Source organism: Streptomyces sp. NPDC036815, from assembly GCF_055609205.1.
This window is the reverse complement of the sequence record NZ_JBVJPW010000003.1, coordinates 390,378-408,406: the sequence shown is the minus strand read 5'-3', so window position 1 is coordinate 408,406 and position 18,029 is coordinate 390,378. Positions and strand designations below refer to the sequence as shown.

General features: G+C 73.1%; 15 protein-coding genes. 12 read left to right on the top strand and 3 right to left on the bottom strand.

Annotated elements, in window-relative coordinates:
* The first annotated feature begins 41 nt into the window (after positions 1-41).
* The 6 genes from ACZ69I_RS10640 to ACZ69I_RS10615 all read left to right on the top strand — a co-directional run bounded on the left by ACZ69I_RS10640 (position 42) and on the right by ACZ69I_RS10615 (position 7,544).
* Complete coding sequence (locus tag ACZ69I_RS10640; protein ID WP_470831496.1) at positions 42-1,241, top strand: acyl-CoA dehydrogenase family protein; 1,200 nt, start codon at positions 42-44, stop codon at positions 1,239-1,241.
* 74 nt (positions 1,242-1,315) lie between these two features.
* Positions 1,316-2,050 carry a hypothetical protein gene (locus ACZ69I_RS10635; RefSeq protein ID WP_470831494.1) on the top strand — a complete coding sequence of 245 codons (735 nt, stop codon included), beginning with the start codon at positions 1,316-1,318 and terminating at the stop codon, positions 2,048-2,050.
* 94 nt (positions 2,051-2,144) lie between these two features.
* On the top strand, positions 2,145-2,615 hold the full coding sequence (locus ACZ69I_RS10630; protein ID WP_467675518.1) for a hypothetical protein: 471 nt from the start codon (positions 2,145-2,147) through the stop codon (positions 2,613-2,615).
* Between the two features lie 76 nt (positions 2,616-2,691).
* Entirely contained in the window at positions 2,692-3,654 is a 963-nt protein-coding gene (locus ACZ69I_RS10625) for an oxygenase MpaB family protein (protein ID WP_470831493.1), read from the top strand.
* Positions 3,636-5,873: a serine/threonine-protein kinase gene (locus ACZ69I_RS10620; protein WP_470831492.1), complete on the top strand. Its 2,238-nt coding sequence runs from the start codon at positions 3,636-3,638 to the stop codon at positions 5,871-5,873. Before ACZ69I_RS10625 ends, ACZ69I_RS10620 begins: the two co-directional genes overlap by 19 nt.
* Positions 5,874-5,978: 105 nt before the next feature.
* Entirely contained in the window at positions 5,979-7,544 is a 1,566-nt protein-coding gene (locus ACZ69I_RS10615) for a phytoene desaturase family protein (RefSeq protein WP_470831490.1), read from the top strand.
* Here ACZ69I_RS10615 and ACZ69I_RS10610 read toward each other — a convergent pair.
* Entirely contained in the window at positions 7,535-8,275 is a 741-nt protein-coding gene (locus tag ACZ69I_RS10610) for a bestrophin-like domain (protein ID WP_470831489.1), read from the bottom strand. The genes ACZ69I_RS10615 and ACZ69I_RS10610 overlap by 10 nt on opposite strands.
* Positions 8,276-8,302: 27 nt before the next feature.
* Positions 8,303-9,745 (bottom strand): hypothetical protein, encoded by a 1,443-nt coding sequence (locus tag ACZ69I_RS10605; RefSeq protein ID WP_470831487.1) that lies wholly within the window; start codon positions 9,743-9,745, stop codon positions 8,303-8,305.
* 162 nt (positions 9,746-9,907) lie between these two features.
* Here ACZ69I_RS10605 and ACZ69I_RS10600 point away from each other — a divergent pair, with 162 nt between their 5' ends.
* Together ACZ69I_RS10600 and ACZ69I_RS10595 are read left to right on the top strand one after the other, a co-directional pair.
* Entirely contained in the window at positions 9,908-11,371 is a 1,464-nt protein-coding gene (locus ACZ69I_RS10600) for a lipase family protein (protein WP_470831486.1), read from the top strand.
* A gap of 36 nt (positions 11,372-11,407) precedes the next feature.
* A complete protein-coding gene (locus ACZ69I_RS10595) occupies positions 11,408-12,862 on the top strand; it encodes a hypothetical protein (RefSeq protein ID WP_470831484.1) in 1,455 nt (484 codons plus the stop codon).
* A gap of 3 nt (positions 12,863-12,865) precedes the next feature.
* On the opposite strand, the gene ACZ69I_RS10590 is transcribed toward ACZ69I_RS10595, so the two are convergent.
* Entirely contained in the window at positions 12,866-13,630 is a 765-nt protein-coding gene (locus ACZ69I_RS10590) for a 1-acyl-sn-glycerol-3-phosphate acyltransferase (protein ID WP_470831483.1), read from the bottom strand.
* Positions 13,631-13,739: 109 nt separating this feature from the next.
* Here ACZ69I_RS10590 and ACZ69I_RS10585 point away from each other — a divergent pair, with 109 nt between their 5' ends.
* From ACZ69I_RS10585 to ACZ69I_RS10570, 4 genes are all read left to right on the top strand, one after another.
* Positions 13,740-14,018, top strand: a complete 279-nt coding sequence (locus ACZ69I_RS10585; RefSeq protein WP_470831481.1) for an acyl carrier protein — start codon at positions 13,740-13,742, stop codon at positions 14,016-14,018.
* Positions 14,015-15,220, top strand: a complete 1,206-nt coding sequence (locus ACZ69I_RS10580) for a beta-ketoacyl-[acyl-carrier-protein] synthase family protein (RefSeq protein WP_467675538.1) — start codon at positions 14,015-14,017, stop codon at positions 15,218-15,220. Before ACZ69I_RS10585 ends, ACZ69I_RS10580 begins: the two co-directional genes overlap by 4 nt.
* A gap of 106 nt (positions 15,221-15,326) precedes the next feature.
* Complete coding sequence (locus ACZ69I_RS10575) at positions 15,327-16,439, top strand: NAD(P)H-dependent flavin oxidoreductase (protein WP_470831480.1); 1,113 nt, start codon at positions 15,327-15,329, stop codon at positions 16,437-16,439.
* On the top strand, positions 16,436-17,986 hold the full coding sequence (locus tag ACZ69I_RS10570; RefSeq protein ID WP_470831478.1) for an acyl-CoA synthetase: 1,551 nt from the start codon (positions 16,436-16,438) through the stop codon (positions 17,984-17,986). The genes ACZ69I_RS10575 and ACZ69I_RS10570 overlap by 4 nt, the downstream gene beginning before the upstream one ends.
* Positions 17,987-18,029 lie beyond the last annotated feature (43 nt).

Sequence of the window (18,029 nt, the reverse complement as noted above, 5' to 3'; positions counted from 1 at the left end):
TGTGTGCGCCGTCGGTAACGGCAGTGGAGCCTGGAGGGGCCGTGCACCTCGAATACACGCCCGAGCAGCAGCAGTTGCGCGCCGAGCTGCGTGCGTACTTCGCCGAGCTGGTGCCGGACGACGCCCATGTGCGGTACGGCGAGCCGGCGGCCCAGAAGCGGTTCTACCGGGAGACCGTCCGGCGGCTCGGGGCGGACGGGTGGCTCGGTGTCGGCTGGCCCGAGGAGTACGGCGGGCGCGGGCTCACGCCCATGGAGCAGTTCATCTTCTTCGACGAGGCGGCCCAGGCGGGCGTTCCGTTGCCGCTGATGGCCCTCAACACCGTCGGCCCCACGATCATGCAGTTCGGCACGGACGAGCAGAAGGCCTACTTTCTGCCCCGCATCCTCTCCGGCGAACTCGACTTCGCCATCGGCTACAGCGAGCCCGACGCGGGCACGGACCTCGCGTCCCTCAAGACCAAGGCCGTCCGGGAGGGCGACGCGGAGACCGGCCACTACACGGTCAACGGCCAGAAGATCTGGACCACCAACGGCGACACCGCGGACTGGGTCTGGCTCGCTGTCCGCACCGCCGCCACCGAGGAAGGCGTCCCGCCGCACAAGGGCATCACGATGCTCCTGGTCCCGACGAGCGACCCGGGCTACTCCTGCACCGTCATCAACACCCTCGCCTCGCACGACACCACCGCCAGCTACTACGAGAACGTCCGCGTCCCCGTCTCCCGGCGCGTCGGCGAGGAGAACAAGGGCTGGCGCCTGATCACCAACCAGCTCAACCACGAGCGCGTCACGCTCGCCGCGCACGGCACCATGGCGATCCGCGCCTTCCACGACGTCCAGCGCTGGGCCATGGACACCAAGCTCGCCGACGGCCGCCGCGTCATCGACCTCGGCTGGGTCCGCAGGCGCCTCGCGACGACCCACGCGAAGCTCGACGCGATGAGACTCCTCAACTGGCAGATGGTCAACGCCGTCCACGAAGGCACCCTCACCCCGCAGGGCGCCTCCGCCGTCAAGGTCTACGGCTCCGAGGCCCGCCGCGACGCCTACGCCTGCCTCATGGAGGTCGTCGGCGCGGCGGGCGCACTGAAGGAGGGCTCGGCGGGCGCGGTCCTCCACGGCGATCTGGAGCGTGGCTACCGCTCGGCCGTGATCTTCACGTTCGGCGGCGGCAACAACGAGATCCAGCGCGAGATCATCTCGTGGATCGGCCTCGGAATGCCAAGAGTGCGCCGGTAGCGTCGATCTGACGGGGCGTCAGAAATGGGCCCCGGTCGCCTTCCTCCCTCTCCGCGTCACTAGCCTTCGTGCGTATGACCGATTACGAAACGCGCGACCGCGTCGCGGGTGAGCTCGCGAGACCGCCGGCCCGCCGCGTCTTATGGTGCGCCACGGGCGCCACCGTCTTGCTGCTCGTCGCCGACCTCGCCACGCGCGCGTACAACAGTTACGACTCCATACCGGCCATCCGCAGGCTGGTGAACGTCGACCTCGAAGCCAACCTGGCCACCTGGTGGAACAGCACGCTGCTGCTGGCCGTGACGGGCATGGCGCTGACCGCCGCGCTGCTCAGCGGCCGCGGCACACGCCCCGGGCGCCTGTCCTGGCTGGGCCTCGCCGCGGGGACCGCACTGCTCAGCATCGACGAGACGGTCTCGCTGCACGAGCGCCTCGGCGAGGTGGGCCGGACGTGGAAGAAGTGGGCCGGGGGAGCGCTGCCCACGCACGCCTGGGTCCTGCCGGGCGCGCTCCTCGCGGCGGTGGGCACGGTGTGCGCCGTCCTCTGGGCCCGCAGACTCCCGCGCGACCTGCGGACCGGGCTCCTTGGCGCGCTGGCGGTGTATCTGGGAGGCGCCCTGCTCACCGAGGCGTTCAACGGCTGGGCTCTGGAGAACGGCCACAGCACGGTGCTCATGCTGGGAACGCTCGTGGAGGAGGGCCTGGAGATGGGCGGCTGCCTGGTGGCCCTCGCGGTCCTCGGCCGGTACGTGATCCTGGACCACGACCCGTCGTCCGGCCGAGCGTCACTCCGGCTGCGGGACGGCTAGCGCCCCTCGCGGCGCCCGGCGCGACTCGCGGTGCTGTCGCTCCGGCCGATACGATCCCCGCCGGAGTCGAGAACGATCACGGGGAAGCATCGTCATGCCGGAAGTCCTGTCCGTCCAGCAACAATCCGCTCTGAGCCAGTTGGCGCCGGGCGAGCGGCTGCTCTCCCACGGAATCGTCGTTCCGGTGAAGAGCGCTGAAGGCATCAAGGTCAAGCCCGGCATGATCGGCGGGAAGCTCGGCGACCACCTGATGCACCGGTACGGCGCCCAGTCCGGCGGTGCGCACAGCATCGCGGCGGCCATGCCGGCCACGTCCGGCGCGCTGCTGATGCGGGTGACGGACCAGCGGATCGGCCTCGTACGACACCTGGACGGCAGCCCCGTCTGGGAGATTCCCCGCACCTGGGCCTCCCAGGTGGAGCGCCGCCCCCGCCTCCAGCTCATGGCTCGTTTCCGGGTGCACTACGCGGACGGATCCTGGCTGGCCTTCCTCACCGCGCGCCGCCGCACGATCGAGGCGTTCGCCACGGCGCTGAACGACCATGGCGCCGCCCACGGCGGCTGAGGCCGGACGTAACCTACGGAGGGCGAACAGGCCTTGCCCACCTGGGCAGTCGACCCCGTGAGGAGCTGGTCGCACCATGCCCGAGCACATACCCACGCCCGCGTCAGCACCCGACTCCGACCCCGACCCCGGACTCTTCGGGCCGGACTCGGTCACCTGGCAGGCCCACTCCGATCCCATGATGTGGGTCGCCGGGATCCGGGCCCTCTACCTTCAGGCCCTGCACCCGCGTGCCGTCCGCGGGGTCATGGAGAATTCCGACTTCCGCAAGGACGCCTGGGGCCGCCTCATGCGGACCGCCAACTTCGTGGGCACCACCACCTACGGGACGACCGAGGTGGCCGAGAAGGCGGGTGCCCGGGTGCGGAAGATCCACCGGATGCTCAAGGCCACCGACCCAAGGACCGGGGAGCGCTACGGCGTCGACGAGCCCGGGCTCCTGCTCTGGGTGCACTGCGCGGAGATCGACTCCTACCTCCACGTCGTACGACGTTCCGGATATCCGCTCACCGACGCGCTGGCCGACCGGTATGTCGACGAGCACCGGCAGAGCGCCCGCCTCGTGGGGCTCGACCCCGCCGAGGTGCCCGCCTCGACGGCCGAGCTCGCCGCGTACTTCGAGAGGGTGCGGCCCGAGCTCGCCGCCGGGGCCGACGCCCGCGCCGTCGACGACTTCCTGCGGCGCCCGCCCACGCACCCGCTGCTCGTTCCGGCGCGCGCCCTGCTGTGGCGGCGCGTGGCGAACCTCGCGTACGCCTCCCTGCCGCCGTACGCCCACGAGCTGTACGGAAGGGCCGCCCCGCCGCCCACGACCGTCACCCGCCGCCTTGCCCTCACGGGCACCGTCCTGCGCCGCATCCCCACCCGCGTACGCTGGCAACTTCCGCCCAAACACATCCTGCGCGCCATGGCGAGGCTCGGGCCCGGCAGCCGCCCGGCCCCGTACAAACTCGACAGACGGAACGCCATACTGGACGGGCCGGGGAGGACGCAGCGAAGCAACGGGGGCGACAGCGGGAGATGGCGGACACCAGGCTGATCCAGAGCCGATACCGGCTTCTGGATCTCATCGGCCGCGGCGGCATGGGCGAGGTGTGGCGGGCGCGCGACGAGTCGCTCGGCCGGCAGGTCGCCGTCAAATGCCTCAAGCCGATGGGGCCCCAGCACGAGGAGTCCTTCACGCGCGTGCTGCGCGAGCGGTTCCGGCGCGAGGCACGCGTGGCGGCCGCGCTCCAGCACCGCGGCGTCACCGTCGTCCACGACTTCGGCGAGTACGACGGCGTGCTGTACCTGGTGATGGAGCTCCTCGAGGGGCACAACCTCAGCCAGCTCCTGGAGGACAACAAGCAGCACCCGCTGCCGGTCGCCGAGGTCGTGGAGATCGCCGAGCAGGTCGCCGCCGCCCTCGCGTACACCCACGAACAAGGCATCGTGCACCGGGATCTGAAGCCCGCGAACATCATGCGGCTCACCGACGGCACGGTGAAGATCTGCGACTTCGGCATCGCCCGCCTCGGTGCAGACATCGGCTTCACCTCGCGCCTGACCGGCACGGGCATCGCGATGGGCACGCCGCACTACATGTCGCCCGAGCAGATCAGCGGCGAGCCGGTCGACCAGCGCAGCGACCTGTACTCCTTCGGCTGCGTGCTCTACGAAATCGCCACCGGTGCCCCGCCCTTCGACATGGAGGACGCCTGGGCCGTCCTGGTCGGGCACCGCGACACCGCGCCCGAACCGCCCCGCGCACACCGTGACGAACTGCCCGGGTACTTCGACCGGATCGTCCTCGACCTGCTCGCCAAGGAGCCCGGCGACCGCCCGCCCGACGCGCGGGAACTGGGCCGCCGCATAGCCGCGGGCCGCGCCTCCCTGCCGTACGCCCCGACCGGCGCCGCACCGGCCGGACAGCACCCCGGGCACCTGCCGTCCCACGAGCCCCGGCTGCCCTCCTGGACCCGCGGCATGACCACCGGGCACAAGGCGGGCGGCGCTTCCGTCCTGCGCACCACGCCGCCCGACGCGGCCGCAGGCCTGACCGGCGAGTGGATCCCGCGCGTCGACGCGCGCCGTTCCGCGGCCCCGCGCCGCCCCGAACGGCCCGAGCCGCCGCCCGAGGTGGTCGCCACCCTCACCAGCCGCCACAACGCGGGACTCAGTCTCGGACGCCTCGGCCGCTGGGCCGAGGCCGGCGAGGTGCACCGCGCCGTCGCCGCCGAGCGCGAGCACGCCCTCGGCCCCGACCACCCGGACACGCTCGCCAGCCGGTACGAGGTCGGCTTCACGCTCTCCCGCACCGGCCGGGCCGCCGACGCGCTGCGCGAGTACGGCCGCGTCGCCCAGGGCCGGGAGCGCATGCTCGGCGCCGAGCACCCCGAGACGCTCGCCGCCCGCCAGGAGATGGCGTACGTACTGGGCCAGCTCGGCCGGCACTTCGAGGCCCACCAGACGTACACCGCGGTGCTCGCGGCCCGTGAGCGCACGGCGGGCCCCGACCACCCGGACACGCTGCGCTGCCGCCACAACCTCGCGTACAACCTGAGCCGCCTCGGCCGCCTGGAGGACTCCTACCGGCTGGCCGAGGCGGTGGCCGCGGCGCGCGCCCGGGTGCTCGGCCCGACCCACCCGGACACGCTCGTCACGCGCTACGAAGTGGCCTACGCGCTGGGGCAGTTGGGGCGCTGGCCCGAGGCCCTGCAGACCTACCGCGAAGTCGCCGACGCGCGGGCGCGGGCCCTCGGCGCCGATCACCCCGACACGCTCGCCGCCCGCTACGAGGTCGGCATCAGCCTCGGCAGGCTCGGCCGCAGCGGGGAGGCCCTGGAGCTGTACCGCGACCTGATCGACGACCGCACGCGCGTCAACGGCCCCGCCGACCCCGAGACGCTGCGGGCCAGGCACGGGCTCGGTGTGAACCTGGGACGGCAGGGCCGCTGGGAGGAAGCGCTCGCGGAGGCCCGGGACGTGTGCGCCATCCGCGAGCGCGTGCTCGGCCCCGACCACCCGGACACGCTGGTGAGCCGCCGCGAGGTCGCCGTCGGCCTCGGCTGGCTCGGGCGCTGGGCCGACGCGCTCACCGAGTACCGCGAGGTCGCCGCGGCCCGCGAGCAGGTGCTCGGCGCCGACCACCCCGACGCCCTCGCGAGCCGCAACGACGAAGCGCACTGCCTGGAACAACTGGGCCGCGGCACGGAGGCCGTCGAGCTCTACCGCCGGGTGGCGGCGCTCCGCCAGCAGTGGGCCACCGGAGGGCACTGACCGCAGGGCTCAGATCCCCGGCCGGGCCGTCGGACCCCGGCGTGATCGCCACGCCTGGCCCGGCACGCGGCCCCCAACTCCCGGCCCTCCGTGCTAGGAAGAGCCATGCCCGATCGTGATGCGTACGACGCCGTCGTCGTCGGCGGCGGCCACAACGGCCTGGTCGCCGCCGCCTATCTCGCCCGCGCCGGGCGGTCCGTGCTGCTCCTCGAACGGCTCGGCGCGACCGGTGGCGCCGCCGTCTCCAGCAGGCCCTTCACCGGGGTCGACGCGCGGCTCTCCCGCTACTCGTACCTGGTCAGTCTCCTCCCCAAGAAGATCGTCCGGGACCTCGACCTGTCCTTCCGGGTGCGCACCCGCACCGTCTCCTCCTACACCCCGGCCGAGCGGGCGGGCCGGCCCACCGGACTGCTCGTCGGCGGCGGCGACGCCCGCACCCGGCAGTCCTTCGCGCGGCTCACCGGCGGGCACCGCGAGTACGAGGCGTGGCGCGACTTCTACGCCATGACGGGCGAGGTCGCCCGCCGCGTCTTCCCCACGCTCACCGAGCCCCTGCCAAGCCGCGCGGAACTGCGCGCCCGCGTCGACGACGACACCGCGTGGCGCACCCTCTTCGAGGAGCCGATCGGCGCGGCCGTCGAGGAGCGCTTCGACGACGACCTGGTGCGCGGCGTCGTCCTCACCGACGCCCTCATCGGCACGTTCGCCGATGCCCACGACCCGTCCCTGCGTCAGAACCGCTGTTTCCTGTACCACGTCATCGGCGGCGGCACCGGCGACTGGAACGTGCCCGTCGGCGGCATGGGCGCCCTCACCTCCGCCATCGCCGACTCGGCGCGGATGTCCGGGGCCCGGCTGCGCACCGGGTGCGAGGTGACGCGGATCGCCACCGACGGCGAGCACGCCGAGGTCACGTACGCCACGGAGAGCGGCGAGCGGATCGCCGCCGCCCGGCACGTGCTGGTCAACGCGTCGCCCCAGGCCCTCGCCGGGCTCCTCGGCGACGAGCCCCCGCCACCCGCCGAAGGCGCCCAGCTCAAGGTCAACATGCTGCTCGAGCGGCTGCCGCGGCTGCGCGACGTGTCCGTCGACCCGCACGAGGCCTTCGCCGGGACCTTCCACATCACCGAGGGGTACGAGGCGCTCGCGGTCGCGTACTCCCAGGCGGCCGCCGGCCTGCTGCCCGCCGCGCCGCCCTCCGAGATCTACTGCCACTCGCTCACCGACCCGACGATCCTCGCGCCCGACCTCGTCGAGAGCGGCCACCAGACCCTCACCCTCTTCGGACTGCACACGCCCGCCCGGCTGTTCGCCCGGGACCACGACGCCGCACGGGCCGAACTCCTGAAGGCCACCCTCGCCCAGCTCGACGCGCACCTCGCGGAGCCGATCGCCGACTGTCTGGCCCTCGACGCCGAGGGCCGCCCCTGCGTCGAGGTGAAGACCCCGCTCGACCTGGAGCGCGACCTGCGCCTGCCCGGCGGCAACATCTTCCACCGCGACCTCGCCTTCCCCTACGCCCAGGAGGGCACCGGACGCTGGGGCGTGGAGACCCGGCACGCCAACGTCCTGCTGTGCGGCGCGGGCGCGGTGCGCGGCGGCGGCGTCAGCGGCATTCCCGGTCACAACGCCGCGATGGCGGTGTTGGAGGCGGAGGCCGGTCAGAAGTAGCGCGTGAACGGGGTCGCGTCCACGGCGAACAAGCCGTCGAAGGGGCTGTCCAACTGGTAGATGAGGAGGACGGTGAAGGTGATCAGGCCGGACAGGCCCATCACCATCACCACGTGGGTGAAACTGCGCTGCACGCCGAACATGAACATGAAGGCGATGGTGAGGACGCCGCCGACGATCAGACCGAACCAGATCACCGGGGACAGCTGTTCCGCGGAATCGGCCTCGCGTCCGCGGCGTGCCTCGTCCAGGACGCTCAGCTGTGCCAGCGTCTCCTGGCCCGTCGCCTGTTGGGCCGGTGTGGCATCGGCCGGGACCTGCCCCGTCGCGCGCACCTTGTCGAGCAGCTGCCAGCCCGTCCTGCCGAGCGGGGCGCGCTCGGCCATGGCGGGCCATTCCGTGTCGGTGACGTGCCGGATGTACGACTCGATGTCGCCGCGCATCCGGGCGGCCTGACCGGCGGGCAGACCCGCCGCGAGCAGATGGATCTGGTGCGCGGCACTGGCCTCTGTCGCGGTGTGGTCCTCGGCGCCGGAGTGGGCGTCCCACACCGACACCAGGGCGAGGCCCAGGACGAGGGCGTACAGGACGCCGACCATCATGGAGATGTACTCGGCGACGTCCTCGCGCGGTTCCTCGTCCGGCCCCGGCGGCCAGAACTTGTGTTTGAGGAGGACGGTCGCCGCGGCGAGCAGGGCGACGCCCAGGACGATGGCGAAGATTTCGATCATCGGCGGTCCCGATTCGTTGCGGCGCGGTCAGAGTCTGCGGGAGCCGAACACGGCGGCCGCGATGGCTGCGGGGAGCAGGATGAGGAACAGCGCGGTCAGCATGCCGAGACCGGTGGGGGCGTGATCCCTGCGGACGAAGCGTCGGGTCAGGGAGTGCCGTGGTTCGGTTCGCTGTTCGGTACTTCGTTCGGTACGTCGTTCGGTACGCGACTCGTTCTTCTTCGGCGGCTGCACCTGCTCGCGGGCCGCGCCCGGCGGGATGCCTCCCGGTGGCAGACCCCCGGGTGGCAGACCCCCCGGTGGCAGACCCCCAGGTGGCACGGCACCCGGCGGAACCGCGCCCGGTGGCACGGCCCCGGGTGCTACGGCGCCCGGCGGCACGGCCCCAGGCGGTACGGCCCCCGGTGGCACGGCCCCCAGCGGTGCCACCCCCGGCGGGACCACCCCCACCGCCAGACCCGCACCCGGCGGCGGGGCCGGGCCGACGGGGCCGGGCACCGGCGCCGCGATGCCCGGGGGAGGCGGTGGCAGGGGGAAGAGCGCGATGAGGGGAGGCCCGGGCGGGGGCGGCGCGGGGCGCGGCCGCCCCGGGGGCGTGGGCGGGCGCCGCGGTGGCACGGCCACCCGCCGGGGAGGCAGCGGTGCGCGAGCGACGGGCGGCGGCGCGCGGAGCGTGAACCGTGCCGAGGAACGTGCCGTCAACCGAGGGGGCGGCACGGGACCGCCGCGGGCATCGAGCGTGCGGAGCAGGTCGCTGCCGTCGGCCTGCCCCCGGCTCTCGTACGTACCGGGAGCGCGCCGCACCACGGCGACACACGTGGCCCGCGCGCCGGGCGCGAGGTGGGCGACGACCGGCTGCGCGGACCCGGGACAGCCGATCCGCTCCGCGCCAAGGGCCGGGTCGGTGACACGTACGCCGTGGACGGGCTTGTTGCCGTGGTTGGCCACGTCGTAGCGGATCTCCGCCCGGTCGGGTCCCGTGACACGCGCCGTCTCCGTCAGGCCGAGGGCCGCGCCGACCCCGGCGTACCCGGAGCGCGCGGTCGCCTGCACGGTCGCGCGCAGGTAGGGCTGCTGTCCGACCGCCCGTACGTCACCGACCCAGGCTCCGGGACGCGCGGCCGCGGTCGCCGTGCAGAGCGCCGAGCGCAGCCCCGTCAGCATCGGCACCCGGTCGAGACCGCCGGGGCAGCGGATCGCGGCGCCGGGCAGGGCGGGGTCCCGTACCCGTACGTCGTACAGGTCGGCGCCACCGCGGTTGATCAGGCGGTACGACTTCACGACCGCGGCGCCCGTCCGGATGCCGGGGTCGAGGGCGCCGAGGCCGGGGCGGGTGTTGACCGTGACCGCCAGGGCGAGTCCGTCGGCCGTGGGGCCGTCGGCGGCGGAGGGCCCGGCGACCCACCAGCAACCCCCGGTCAGGAGAAGGCCGACCAGCAGCCATCGCGTCCGCGCCGATCTCGCGCCCACTCTCCCGATGATCACACCGGAATGCTGATACGGGCGTCCTTGGCCGTCGACCCCGGCACGCGCGCACGCTCGGTGATTCACCTGAGCGGCGGCAGCGGCCCTGCCGACCGGCACGGGGGAAGGTCTACTGCTGGGAGTGACCCTCAGGGAAGAGGTGCGGGGATGACAGCCCGGGAAGCGGACGCCGTCGACGAGACGACGGCCGTACAGGGAGGACCCCCCGTGCGGCAGGAGCACTCCGTACGGAAGCAACACGACCCCGTACCGCACGAACAGCTGGAACAGACCGACCCCGAGCTGCTGATCTCGGCCTCGATCCTGCTCGCGGAGGCCGCGCTCGCCGCTCGCAGGACCGGCGCCGAACTCAGCTTGGCGGGTGCGAGCTGGCGGGTCGGTGTGCAGGCGATGCGGCGCCCCGCGTGGGCCCTCGGCACCGCGCTGTCCACGGCCCGCGCGATGTCGAACCCCGCGGGGCTCGGGCTCGCCGCCAACGGCGGCCTGGTCGGTGAGACCGTCCGGTCCCTGGGAGCCGTGGCGCGCAGGCGGCCCGCCTGCGTAGCCATGGCCGTGGACGCCTTCGCGATGCGCATCGAGGCCGCCGCCCGTGAACACCCGAGCCTCGCGGCGCCGCTGGCCAAGCGGTTCACCAAAGCCGTCGTCGCGGGCCGCAGGCTCGAAGCGCTGCGCGCCGCGCGGGAGTTGGTGCGACTTCTCGGCGTCACCCGCACCCTGACCACCATCAGCCCCGTGGTCATGGAGCTGCTCGCGCTGGCCGGACTGCTCGACGAGAACCCGACCAACGACAGCTTCGCCTGGGTCACCCTGACCGGCGGAGTGCCCACCACCGACCCGCTGTTCGGCCTGCCCTCCGTACTGATCAGGCACCTCAACCCGGGCCCCGGGCGGGCCGAGCGCTGCGACGCCGACGCGATGCTGGCCCGCGTCCTGGCCCGGTCCGGCAACGACATCGTCCGCTACATCGACGACATCTCGGCCCTCGGCAACCACGGGCTCGCCCTGCTGCGGCGGATCGACTGCACGGACGGCGCCACGCGCTACGTCCTGCTGCTCCCCGGCACCAGCTTCGGACGGCTGAGCAACAGCACGCCGCAGGACCTCGTCGGGGCGTTCGACGCGCTGCTGCGCACCGACACCACGTACAGCCGCTCCGCCCGGCAGGTGCTGGTGCGCGCGGGCGTGCCCGAGGGCGCGGAGCTGATGATCGTCGGGCACAGCCTGGGCGGCATCACCGCCATGAACCTGGCCTGCGACCTCGACTTCGTGTCCACGTACCGGCTCACTCACGTGGTCACCGTCGGCTCACCCATCGACACCAAGCGACCCGTCGACCCCACCACGCAGGTGGTCAGCCTCGTCAACGAACACGACGTGATCCCCGGCCTCGACGGACGCGGACCCGCCTCCGCGAACGACACTCCGGCCAGCTGGGTCGAGTGCACCTGGCTGGACGAGACGTACGACTATCCGCTCTCGCACGCCCCGCAGGCGTACGCCGACACCCTGCGCAGGGGCGAGGTGCCGTACCGCGACCGCGTCAACGAACTCATCACCCGCTACGACGGCGAGATCGTCGGCAGCCAGCCCTACCTGGTGCGCGACAAGTGACGCCGCGGGCCAGCAGACCCCAGAGGGAGACCGGCGATGCACGCCAGTGACACCACGACCGCTTCCCGCCGCCCGAAGAAGGCATGGCCCCTGGAGAGCGCCCTGATCAGCGCCGCGCTGGCGGCCCAGCGCGTGTCGTGGATCGACGCCCCGGCCCGCGCCCTCGGACTCAAGCCGTTCACCCGGCAGCACCTGACCCGGCAGGTGCTTGCCCAGTTGCGGCGTACGACGGGCGGGCGGCCGACCCGGCTGCGCACCGCGTTCGGCACCTTCCTGATGCCGCTGAACGTCGACGACGCCACGGGCCTGGTCGACCGGGCCGAGGAAGCCGGATCCCGGGGCACCGTCACCGCGCTCACCGCGGAGGGGCGCCGCCTGCGGGTCACGCCGCACGCGGCGCTGCCCGTCGCTCTGGGCGCGGTGCGCGCTCAGGTCCGGGAGGCCGTCGCTCAGGAGGCTGCCGAGATCCACGCGGCCCGCCGCAGGGACGGCAGCGTCGCCCGGGACGACTGGTGCGCGCTCACGGCGCGCCTCGCGCGAAGGATCGTCCTCGGGGCGGACGCAGCCGACGACAGCCTGATCAGCGCCATCCTCGAAGCCGTGGCCCAGGCGCAGGACAGCACCGAGTACGCGGCCCGTGCGGCCGCGCTGCGTCGGCGTCTCGACGCGTACGTCCATGCGGTGCACCCGGGCGGACTCGCCGGCTCGGTCCGCGACGACGTCGCCGAGGACACCAGGGACGCCGTGGTCGAACACGTGCTGGAGACGCTCACCCGGGCCCTCGCCGACACCGTGCCGCAGGCCCTCGCGCTGCTCACGGTGCAGCCGCTGATGCCCGCCACCGACCGCACGGAGCGGGCCGTCGGCGAGGCCCTGCGCCGCTATCCGCCGCTGGCCGCCAGCCTGCACGAGGTCCGTGCCCCCTTCACCTGGCGGGGCCTGGAGGTCGACGCGGGCGCCGAGATCCTCTGTGCGACCGCCTGGCTGCGCGACCTGGACGAGGCGCAGGGGCACGGCCGTCACGACCCGTCGGCCTCCCTGTGCGCGGCGCCGGGGCCGTGCGCCGCCGCCGAACTCGCCGTCCTCACCGCCACCGAACTCGTCCGCGCCCTCACCCGGCACGCCGAACCGGTCGTCCTCTCCCCGCACCTCACCCCTGACGCGCCCCCTGCCGACCTGCCCGCCGCGTCCCTCCGCCTCGCCCTCGCGGACGGTGCGGAGGAGGCGGTCGACATGGCTGCCCGCCCTGTGGCCGACGGATACGTGGCACCCGTCGGCGGACAGAGCCCCGCCCACTACGCCGCGTCCGCCGAGGCGGGCGCCCGCAGTCTGGAGGAGCAGGCCAGGAAACTCACCGACTGCGCACGGCAGTCCGGCTGGAACCACGACGCGTTCGGAGAACAGTGCCGGATGACGCTCCTCGCCCACGCCGAACGCTGCACCCGGGCGGCGGCCGACGCCCGCCGAGCCGCCGAATGGCTGGCGAACTGACGGCTACCAGAACGACGTCGGCCTGCGGCGCCGGTCCCGGTCGACCATCCCCTGGACCGTGAACCACACCTCGTCGCACAGCTGCCGCGCGGCTGCCGCACGGTCGGCGAAGGACGCGGCGCGGGCCGGCGCCGGGATCGGTGCGCCGATGCCGATCCGCCACTTGAAGGGCAGCGGCAGCGGCGTGGTCACCGGAAAGCTGGGCAGGCCGAACCGACGGGCCAGCGTCCGGATCTCACCCAGCTTCGGCAACGTCTCCTCGGCGCCCACGATCGACACGGGCACCACGGGTACGCCGGCCCGCACCGCGGTCACCGCGAAGCCGGGGCTGAAGGGGCGCAGCCGGTAGCGCTGCGAGAAACGCTTGCCGACCCCGTCGAGTCCTTCGGGGAACAGCGCGACGAGGTGCCCCGCCGCCAACCGGTCCCGGCCCAGCGTCGGATCGTCGGTGAAGACGGAGTGCCGGCGGGCGTACGCGGCCACGGCAGGCAGCCGGAAGATCACGGGGGAGGCGTAGACGTGCACGGGTCTGCGCAGCTCCCGGTGCAGGAGCTTGTGCAGGACGAACGCGTCGAGCCCCCAGGCGCCCGAGTGGTTGGCGACGACGAGCGCGGGCCCCGAGCGCGGAACGTTCTCCAGGCCCGACACCTCGACGCGGAGGTAGTCGTCGGCGAGCCACCCCAGCACGCTCTCCAGCAGATCGATGCCGAGGTCGTCCAGCAGGCCGGTCGGGGCCTCGGTCCGCGGTTCCGTATTCGTTTCGGTCACAAGATCCCACATTCAGCTGAAAATGGGCCACCGCAAGACTAAAGGTGCCATTGAGGTGGTCTCTCTTCCTAGTGTCCGAATTCCGGGTGCCGTTCAGGAAAGGCCCGCCATGAGTACCTCTGCGTCCCCCACGACCACGGATCTGATCACCGGTCTGCTCATCGACAGGTTCGACGTCGACCCGGCCGCCGTGCGCCCCGGCGCGCGGATGACCGATCTGCTCGTCGACTCGCTGATGGTCGTGGAGATGGCCATCACGCTCAAGGACGAACTGCGTGTCGACGCCACCGAGGACGAGCTCCGGGAGCTCACCTTCGCCGAATTCTCCGCCCGCGTCGACGAGCGCCGCGTCGACGGATTCCGCCTCGACGAGCGCCGCGCCGGATGACGCGGGACGCCACCGCAGCGGTGACCGGCCTGGGCCTGGTGACCGCGGCAGGGCACGACATGGACAGCACCTGGGCCGCGGTCCGGTCCGGGCGCGCGACCGCCGGGCCCGACCCGGAACTGCGGGACCTGCCGGTCTCCCTGAGCTGCCGCGTCGACGGCCCGGGCGGGCTGCGCCCCCGGCAGCCCGGCGCCGCACAGCTCGATCCCGTGGCCCGGATGGGCCTGGCGGCCGTCACCCAGGCCCTGGACGCGGCCAAGCTCGACCCCACGCAGTGGGATGGGACCCGCGTCGCCGTCGTCACCGGCTGTTCCCTCGGTGGCATGCACACCCAGCGGACCGCAGCGTCGCGCCTCGCCTCGGACGGCCCGGAGCGCGTCTCCCCGTACTTCCTGACCGGCTACCTGCCCAACATGGTGTGCGGCGCCATCGCCATGCACCTCGGCGTGACCGGGCCGACCCTGAACGTCGCGACCGCGTGCGCCTCCGGCGCCACCGCCCTCGGCACGGCCCGCGACCTGCTCGCCTCGGGCCAGTGCGACATCGCAGTCGTCGTCGGCGCCGACGCGGCCGTGACCCCCCTGATCGTGACCGGCTTCGCCCAGCTCCGCGCGCTGTCCGACCAGTGCTCGCGCCCGTTCGACCGGGCCCGCGACGGCTTCGTCATCGCCGAGGGCGCGGGCGCCCTGATCCTGGAGCGTCCCGAGCACGCGGCCGCCCGCTCCGCGCCCCGGCTCGCCCGGCTCATCGGTTACGGGGCGAGCAGCGACGCCCACCACCTCGTGGCCCCGCACCCCGAAGGGCTCCACGCCGAGCGGGCCCTGCGCGCCGCGCTCGCCGAGGCGGGCGTCGCCCCCGGCGACGTCGGCCACGTCAACGCGCACGGCACGTCGACACCGCGCGGCGACGCGATGGAGGCGGCTCTCCTGGCCCGGGTCCTCCCGCACCGGCCGCCCGTCACCTCGGCCAAGGGCAGCCTGGGCCACACGCTCGGCGCGGCCGGCGCGATCGAGGCCGCGCTGACGGTGCTCGCACTGGGCGAGGAGCTCGTCCCGCCCACGGCCGGACTGACCGACCCGGACCCGGCTCTCGACATCGACGTGGTCGCCGACCGCGCCCGGCCCCTGTCCTCGGACATCGCCGTCAGCAACTCGTTCGGCTTCGGCGGGCACAACGCGGTCGTGGTGCTGGCCCGGGAGTGAAGGCGGAGGCGATCCGGTAGCCCCGCGCTCCGGTGAAACCGAGTGGATCTGACACTGCATCAGAAAACCTCTTCCCTCGTCCGGGCCGCTGCGGCATCCTGCGCCCATGCAGACGGAGTTGAGCAGGAGACTGGGAGTCGAGCACGCCATCTTCGGCTTCACGCCCTTCCCCGCGGTGGCCGCGGCCATCAGCAGGGCGGGCGGGTTCGGGGTGCTCGGCGCGGTCCGTTACACGGCACCCGACGAGCTGGCCAGGGACCTCGACTGGGTCGAGGAGCACGTCGACGGCAAGCCCTACGGGCTCGATGTCGTCATGCCCGCCAAGAAGGTCGAGGGCGTGAGCGAGGCCGACGTCGAGGCGATGATCCCGGAGGGGCACCGGCAGTTCGTCAGGGACACCCTCGCCAAGCACGGCGTGCCCGAGCTGGCCGAGGGCGAGGCGTCCGGCTGGCGCATCACCGGCTGGATGGAGCAGGTCGCCCGCAACCAGCTCGACGTCGCCTTCGGCTACCCGATCAAACTCCTCGCCAACGCGCTCGGCTCCCCACCGGCCGACGTCATCCGGCGCGCCCACGACCACGATGTCCTCGTCGCCGCCCTCGCGGGCAGCGCCCGGCACGCCCGCAAGCACGCGGACGCGGGCATCGACATCGTCGTCGCACAGGGGTACGAGGCGGGCGGCCACACCGGCGAGATCGCCTCCATGGTGCTCACCCCCGAGGCCGTCGAGGCGGTGGCGCCGCTGCCCGTGCTCGCCGCCGGCGGCATCGGCAGCGGCCGGCAGATCGCGGCCGCGCTCGCCCTCGGCGCGCAGGGCGTCTGGCTCGGCTCCCTCTGGCTCACCACGACCGAGGCCGACCTGCACTCCGCCGCCCTCACCCAAAAGCTGCTCGCCGCCGGTTCCGGCGACACGGTCCGCTCCCGCGCCCTGACCGGAAAACCCGCCCGCCAGCTGCGCACCGAGTGGACGGACGCGTGGGACGACCCGGAGGGCCCGGGACCGCTGCCGATGCCCCTGCAGGGGCTGCTGGTCGCCGAGGCCGTCTCGCGCATCCAGAAGTACGAGGTGCAGGAGCTGCTCGGCACCCCGGTCGGGCAGATCGTCGGCCAAATGAACAGCGAACGCAGCGTCCAGGCCGTCTTCGACGATCTGACGCGCGGCTTCGAGCGGGCCGTCGACCGAGTCATCCGTATCGCGGGAAGGGGAAGTCAGTCGTGAGCACACCCCCGAATGGATTCTGGGCCCAGGCGTCGGCAGACCCGGGCCGCACCGTCCTCGTCACCCCGGGCGGCGAGGAGTGGACGGCCGGCCGCCTGCACGGCGACGTCAACCGGCTGGTGCACGGGCTGCGCGCCGCGGGCCTGGAACGCGGTGACGCGTTCGCCGTGGTGCTGCCCAACGGCGTCGAGTTCCTCACCGCTTATCTCGCCGCCGCCCAGGCCGGTCTCTACCTCGTCCCCGTCAACCACCACCTGGTCGGCCCCGAGATCGCCTGGATCGTCGCCGACTCCGGCGCCAAGGTGCTCATCGCGCACGAGAGGTTCGCCGCCGCCGCGGTGGCGGCGGCCGACGAGGCGGACCTCCCGGCGAGCCATCGCTACGCCGTCGGGAACGTGCCCGGCTTCCGCTCCTACGCCCAACTCCTCGACGGACAGCCCGATTCGGTCCCGGCCGACCGCACGCTCGGCTGGGTCATGAACTACACCTCGGGCACGACCGGCCGCCCCCGCGGCATCCGCCGACCCCTGTCGGGCAAGCTCCCCGAGGAGTCCTACCTCGGCGGCTTCCTCGGCATCTTCGGGATCAAGCCGTTCGACGGCAACGTCCACCTGGTCTGCTCGCCGCTCTACCACACGGCCGTCCTCCAGTTCGCGGGCGCCGCCCTGCACATCGGCCACCCGCTGGTCCTCATGGACAAGTGGACGCCCGAGGAGATGCTCCGCCTCATCGACGTACACAAGTGCACGCACACCCACATGGTGCCGACCCAGTTCCACCGCCTGCTCGCGCTGCCGGACACCACGCGGGCCGCGTACGACGTGTCCTCGATGCGGCACGCCATCCACGGCGCCGCGCCCTGCCCCGACCACGTGAAGCGCGCCATGATCGAGTGGTGGGGAGAGTGCGTCGAGGAGTACTACGCGGCCAGCGAGGGCGGCGGCGCGTTCGCCACCGCGCAGGACTGGCTGAAGAAGCCGGGCACGGTCGGAAAGGCCTGGCCCATCAGCGAGTTGGCCGTCTTCGACGACGACGGGAACCGCCTGCCGCCCGGTGAACTCGGCACGGTCTACATGAAGATGTCCACCGGCGGCTTCTCGTACCACAAGGACGAGTCGAAGACGAGGAAGAACCGCATCGGCGACTTCTTCACCGTCGGCGACCTCGGTCTCCTCGACGAGGACGGCTATCTCTTCCTGCGCGACCGCAAGATCGACATGATCATCTCGGGCGGGGTCAACATCTACCCCGCCGAGATCGAGTCCGCGCTGCTCACCCACCCCGCGGTCGCCGACGCCGCCGCGTTCGGGATTCCGCACGACGAGTGGGGCGAGGAGGTCAAGGCGGTCGTCGAGGTCGCCGAGGGCCGGAGCGCCGACGACGCGCTCGCCGCCGAGATCCTCGGCCACTGCGAGCAGCGGCTTGCGGGCTACAAGCGGCCCAAGAGCGTCGACTTCATCGAGACGATGCCGCGCGACCCCAACGGCAAGCTGTACAAGCGACGGCTGCGCGAGCCGTACTGGGAGGGCCGGGAGCGGGTGTTGTGAGGTGGGGGCCGGGGGAGGGGGCTGCCTTCCCCGGCCCCCACGA

Coding starts and splice junctions, on each gene's coding strand:
- ACZ69I_RS10635 (WP_470831494.1), top strand. CDS start 1,316: ATGACCGATTACGAAACGCGCGACCGCGTCGCGGGTGAGCTCGCGAGA.
- ACZ69I_RS10630 (WP_467675518.1), top strand. CDS start 2,145: ATGCCGGAAGTCCTGTCCGTCCAGCAACAATCCGCTCTGAGCCAGTTG.
- ACZ69I_RS10625 (WP_470831493.1), top strand. CDS start 2,692: ATGCCCGAGCACATACCCACGCCCGCGTCAGCACCCGACTCCGACCCC.
- ACZ69I_RS10620 (WP_470831492.1), top strand. CDS start 3,636: ATGGCGGACACCAGGCTGATCCAGAGCCGATACCGGCTTCTGGATCTC.
- ACZ69I_RS10615 (WP_470831490.1), top strand. CDS start 5,979: ATGCCCGATCGTGATGCGTACGACGCCGTCGTCGTCGGCGGCGGCCAC.
- ACZ69I_RS10610 (WP_470831489.1), bottom strand. CDS start 8,275: ATGATCGAAATCTTCGCCATCGTCCTGGGCGTCGCCCTGCTCGCCGCG.
- ACZ69I_RS10600 (WP_470831486.1), top strand. CDS start 9,908: ATGACAGCCCGGGAAGCGGACGCCGTCGACGAGACGACGGCCGTACAG.
- ACZ69I_RS10595 (WP_470831484.1), top strand. CDS start 11,408: ATGCACGCCAGTGACACCACGACCGCTTCCCGCCGCCCGAAGAAGGCA.
- ACZ69I_RS10585 (WP_470831481.1), top strand. CDS start 13,740: ATGAGTACCTCTGCGTCCCCCACGACCACGGATCTGATCACCGGTCTG.
- ACZ69I_RS10580 (WP_467675538.1), top strand. CDS start 14,015: ATGACGCGGGACGCCACCGCAGCGGTGACCGGCCTGGGCCTGGTGACC.
- ACZ69I_RS10575 (WP_470831480.1), top strand. CDS start 15,327: ATGCAGACGGAGTTGAGCAGGAGACTGGGAGTCGAGCACGCCATCTTC.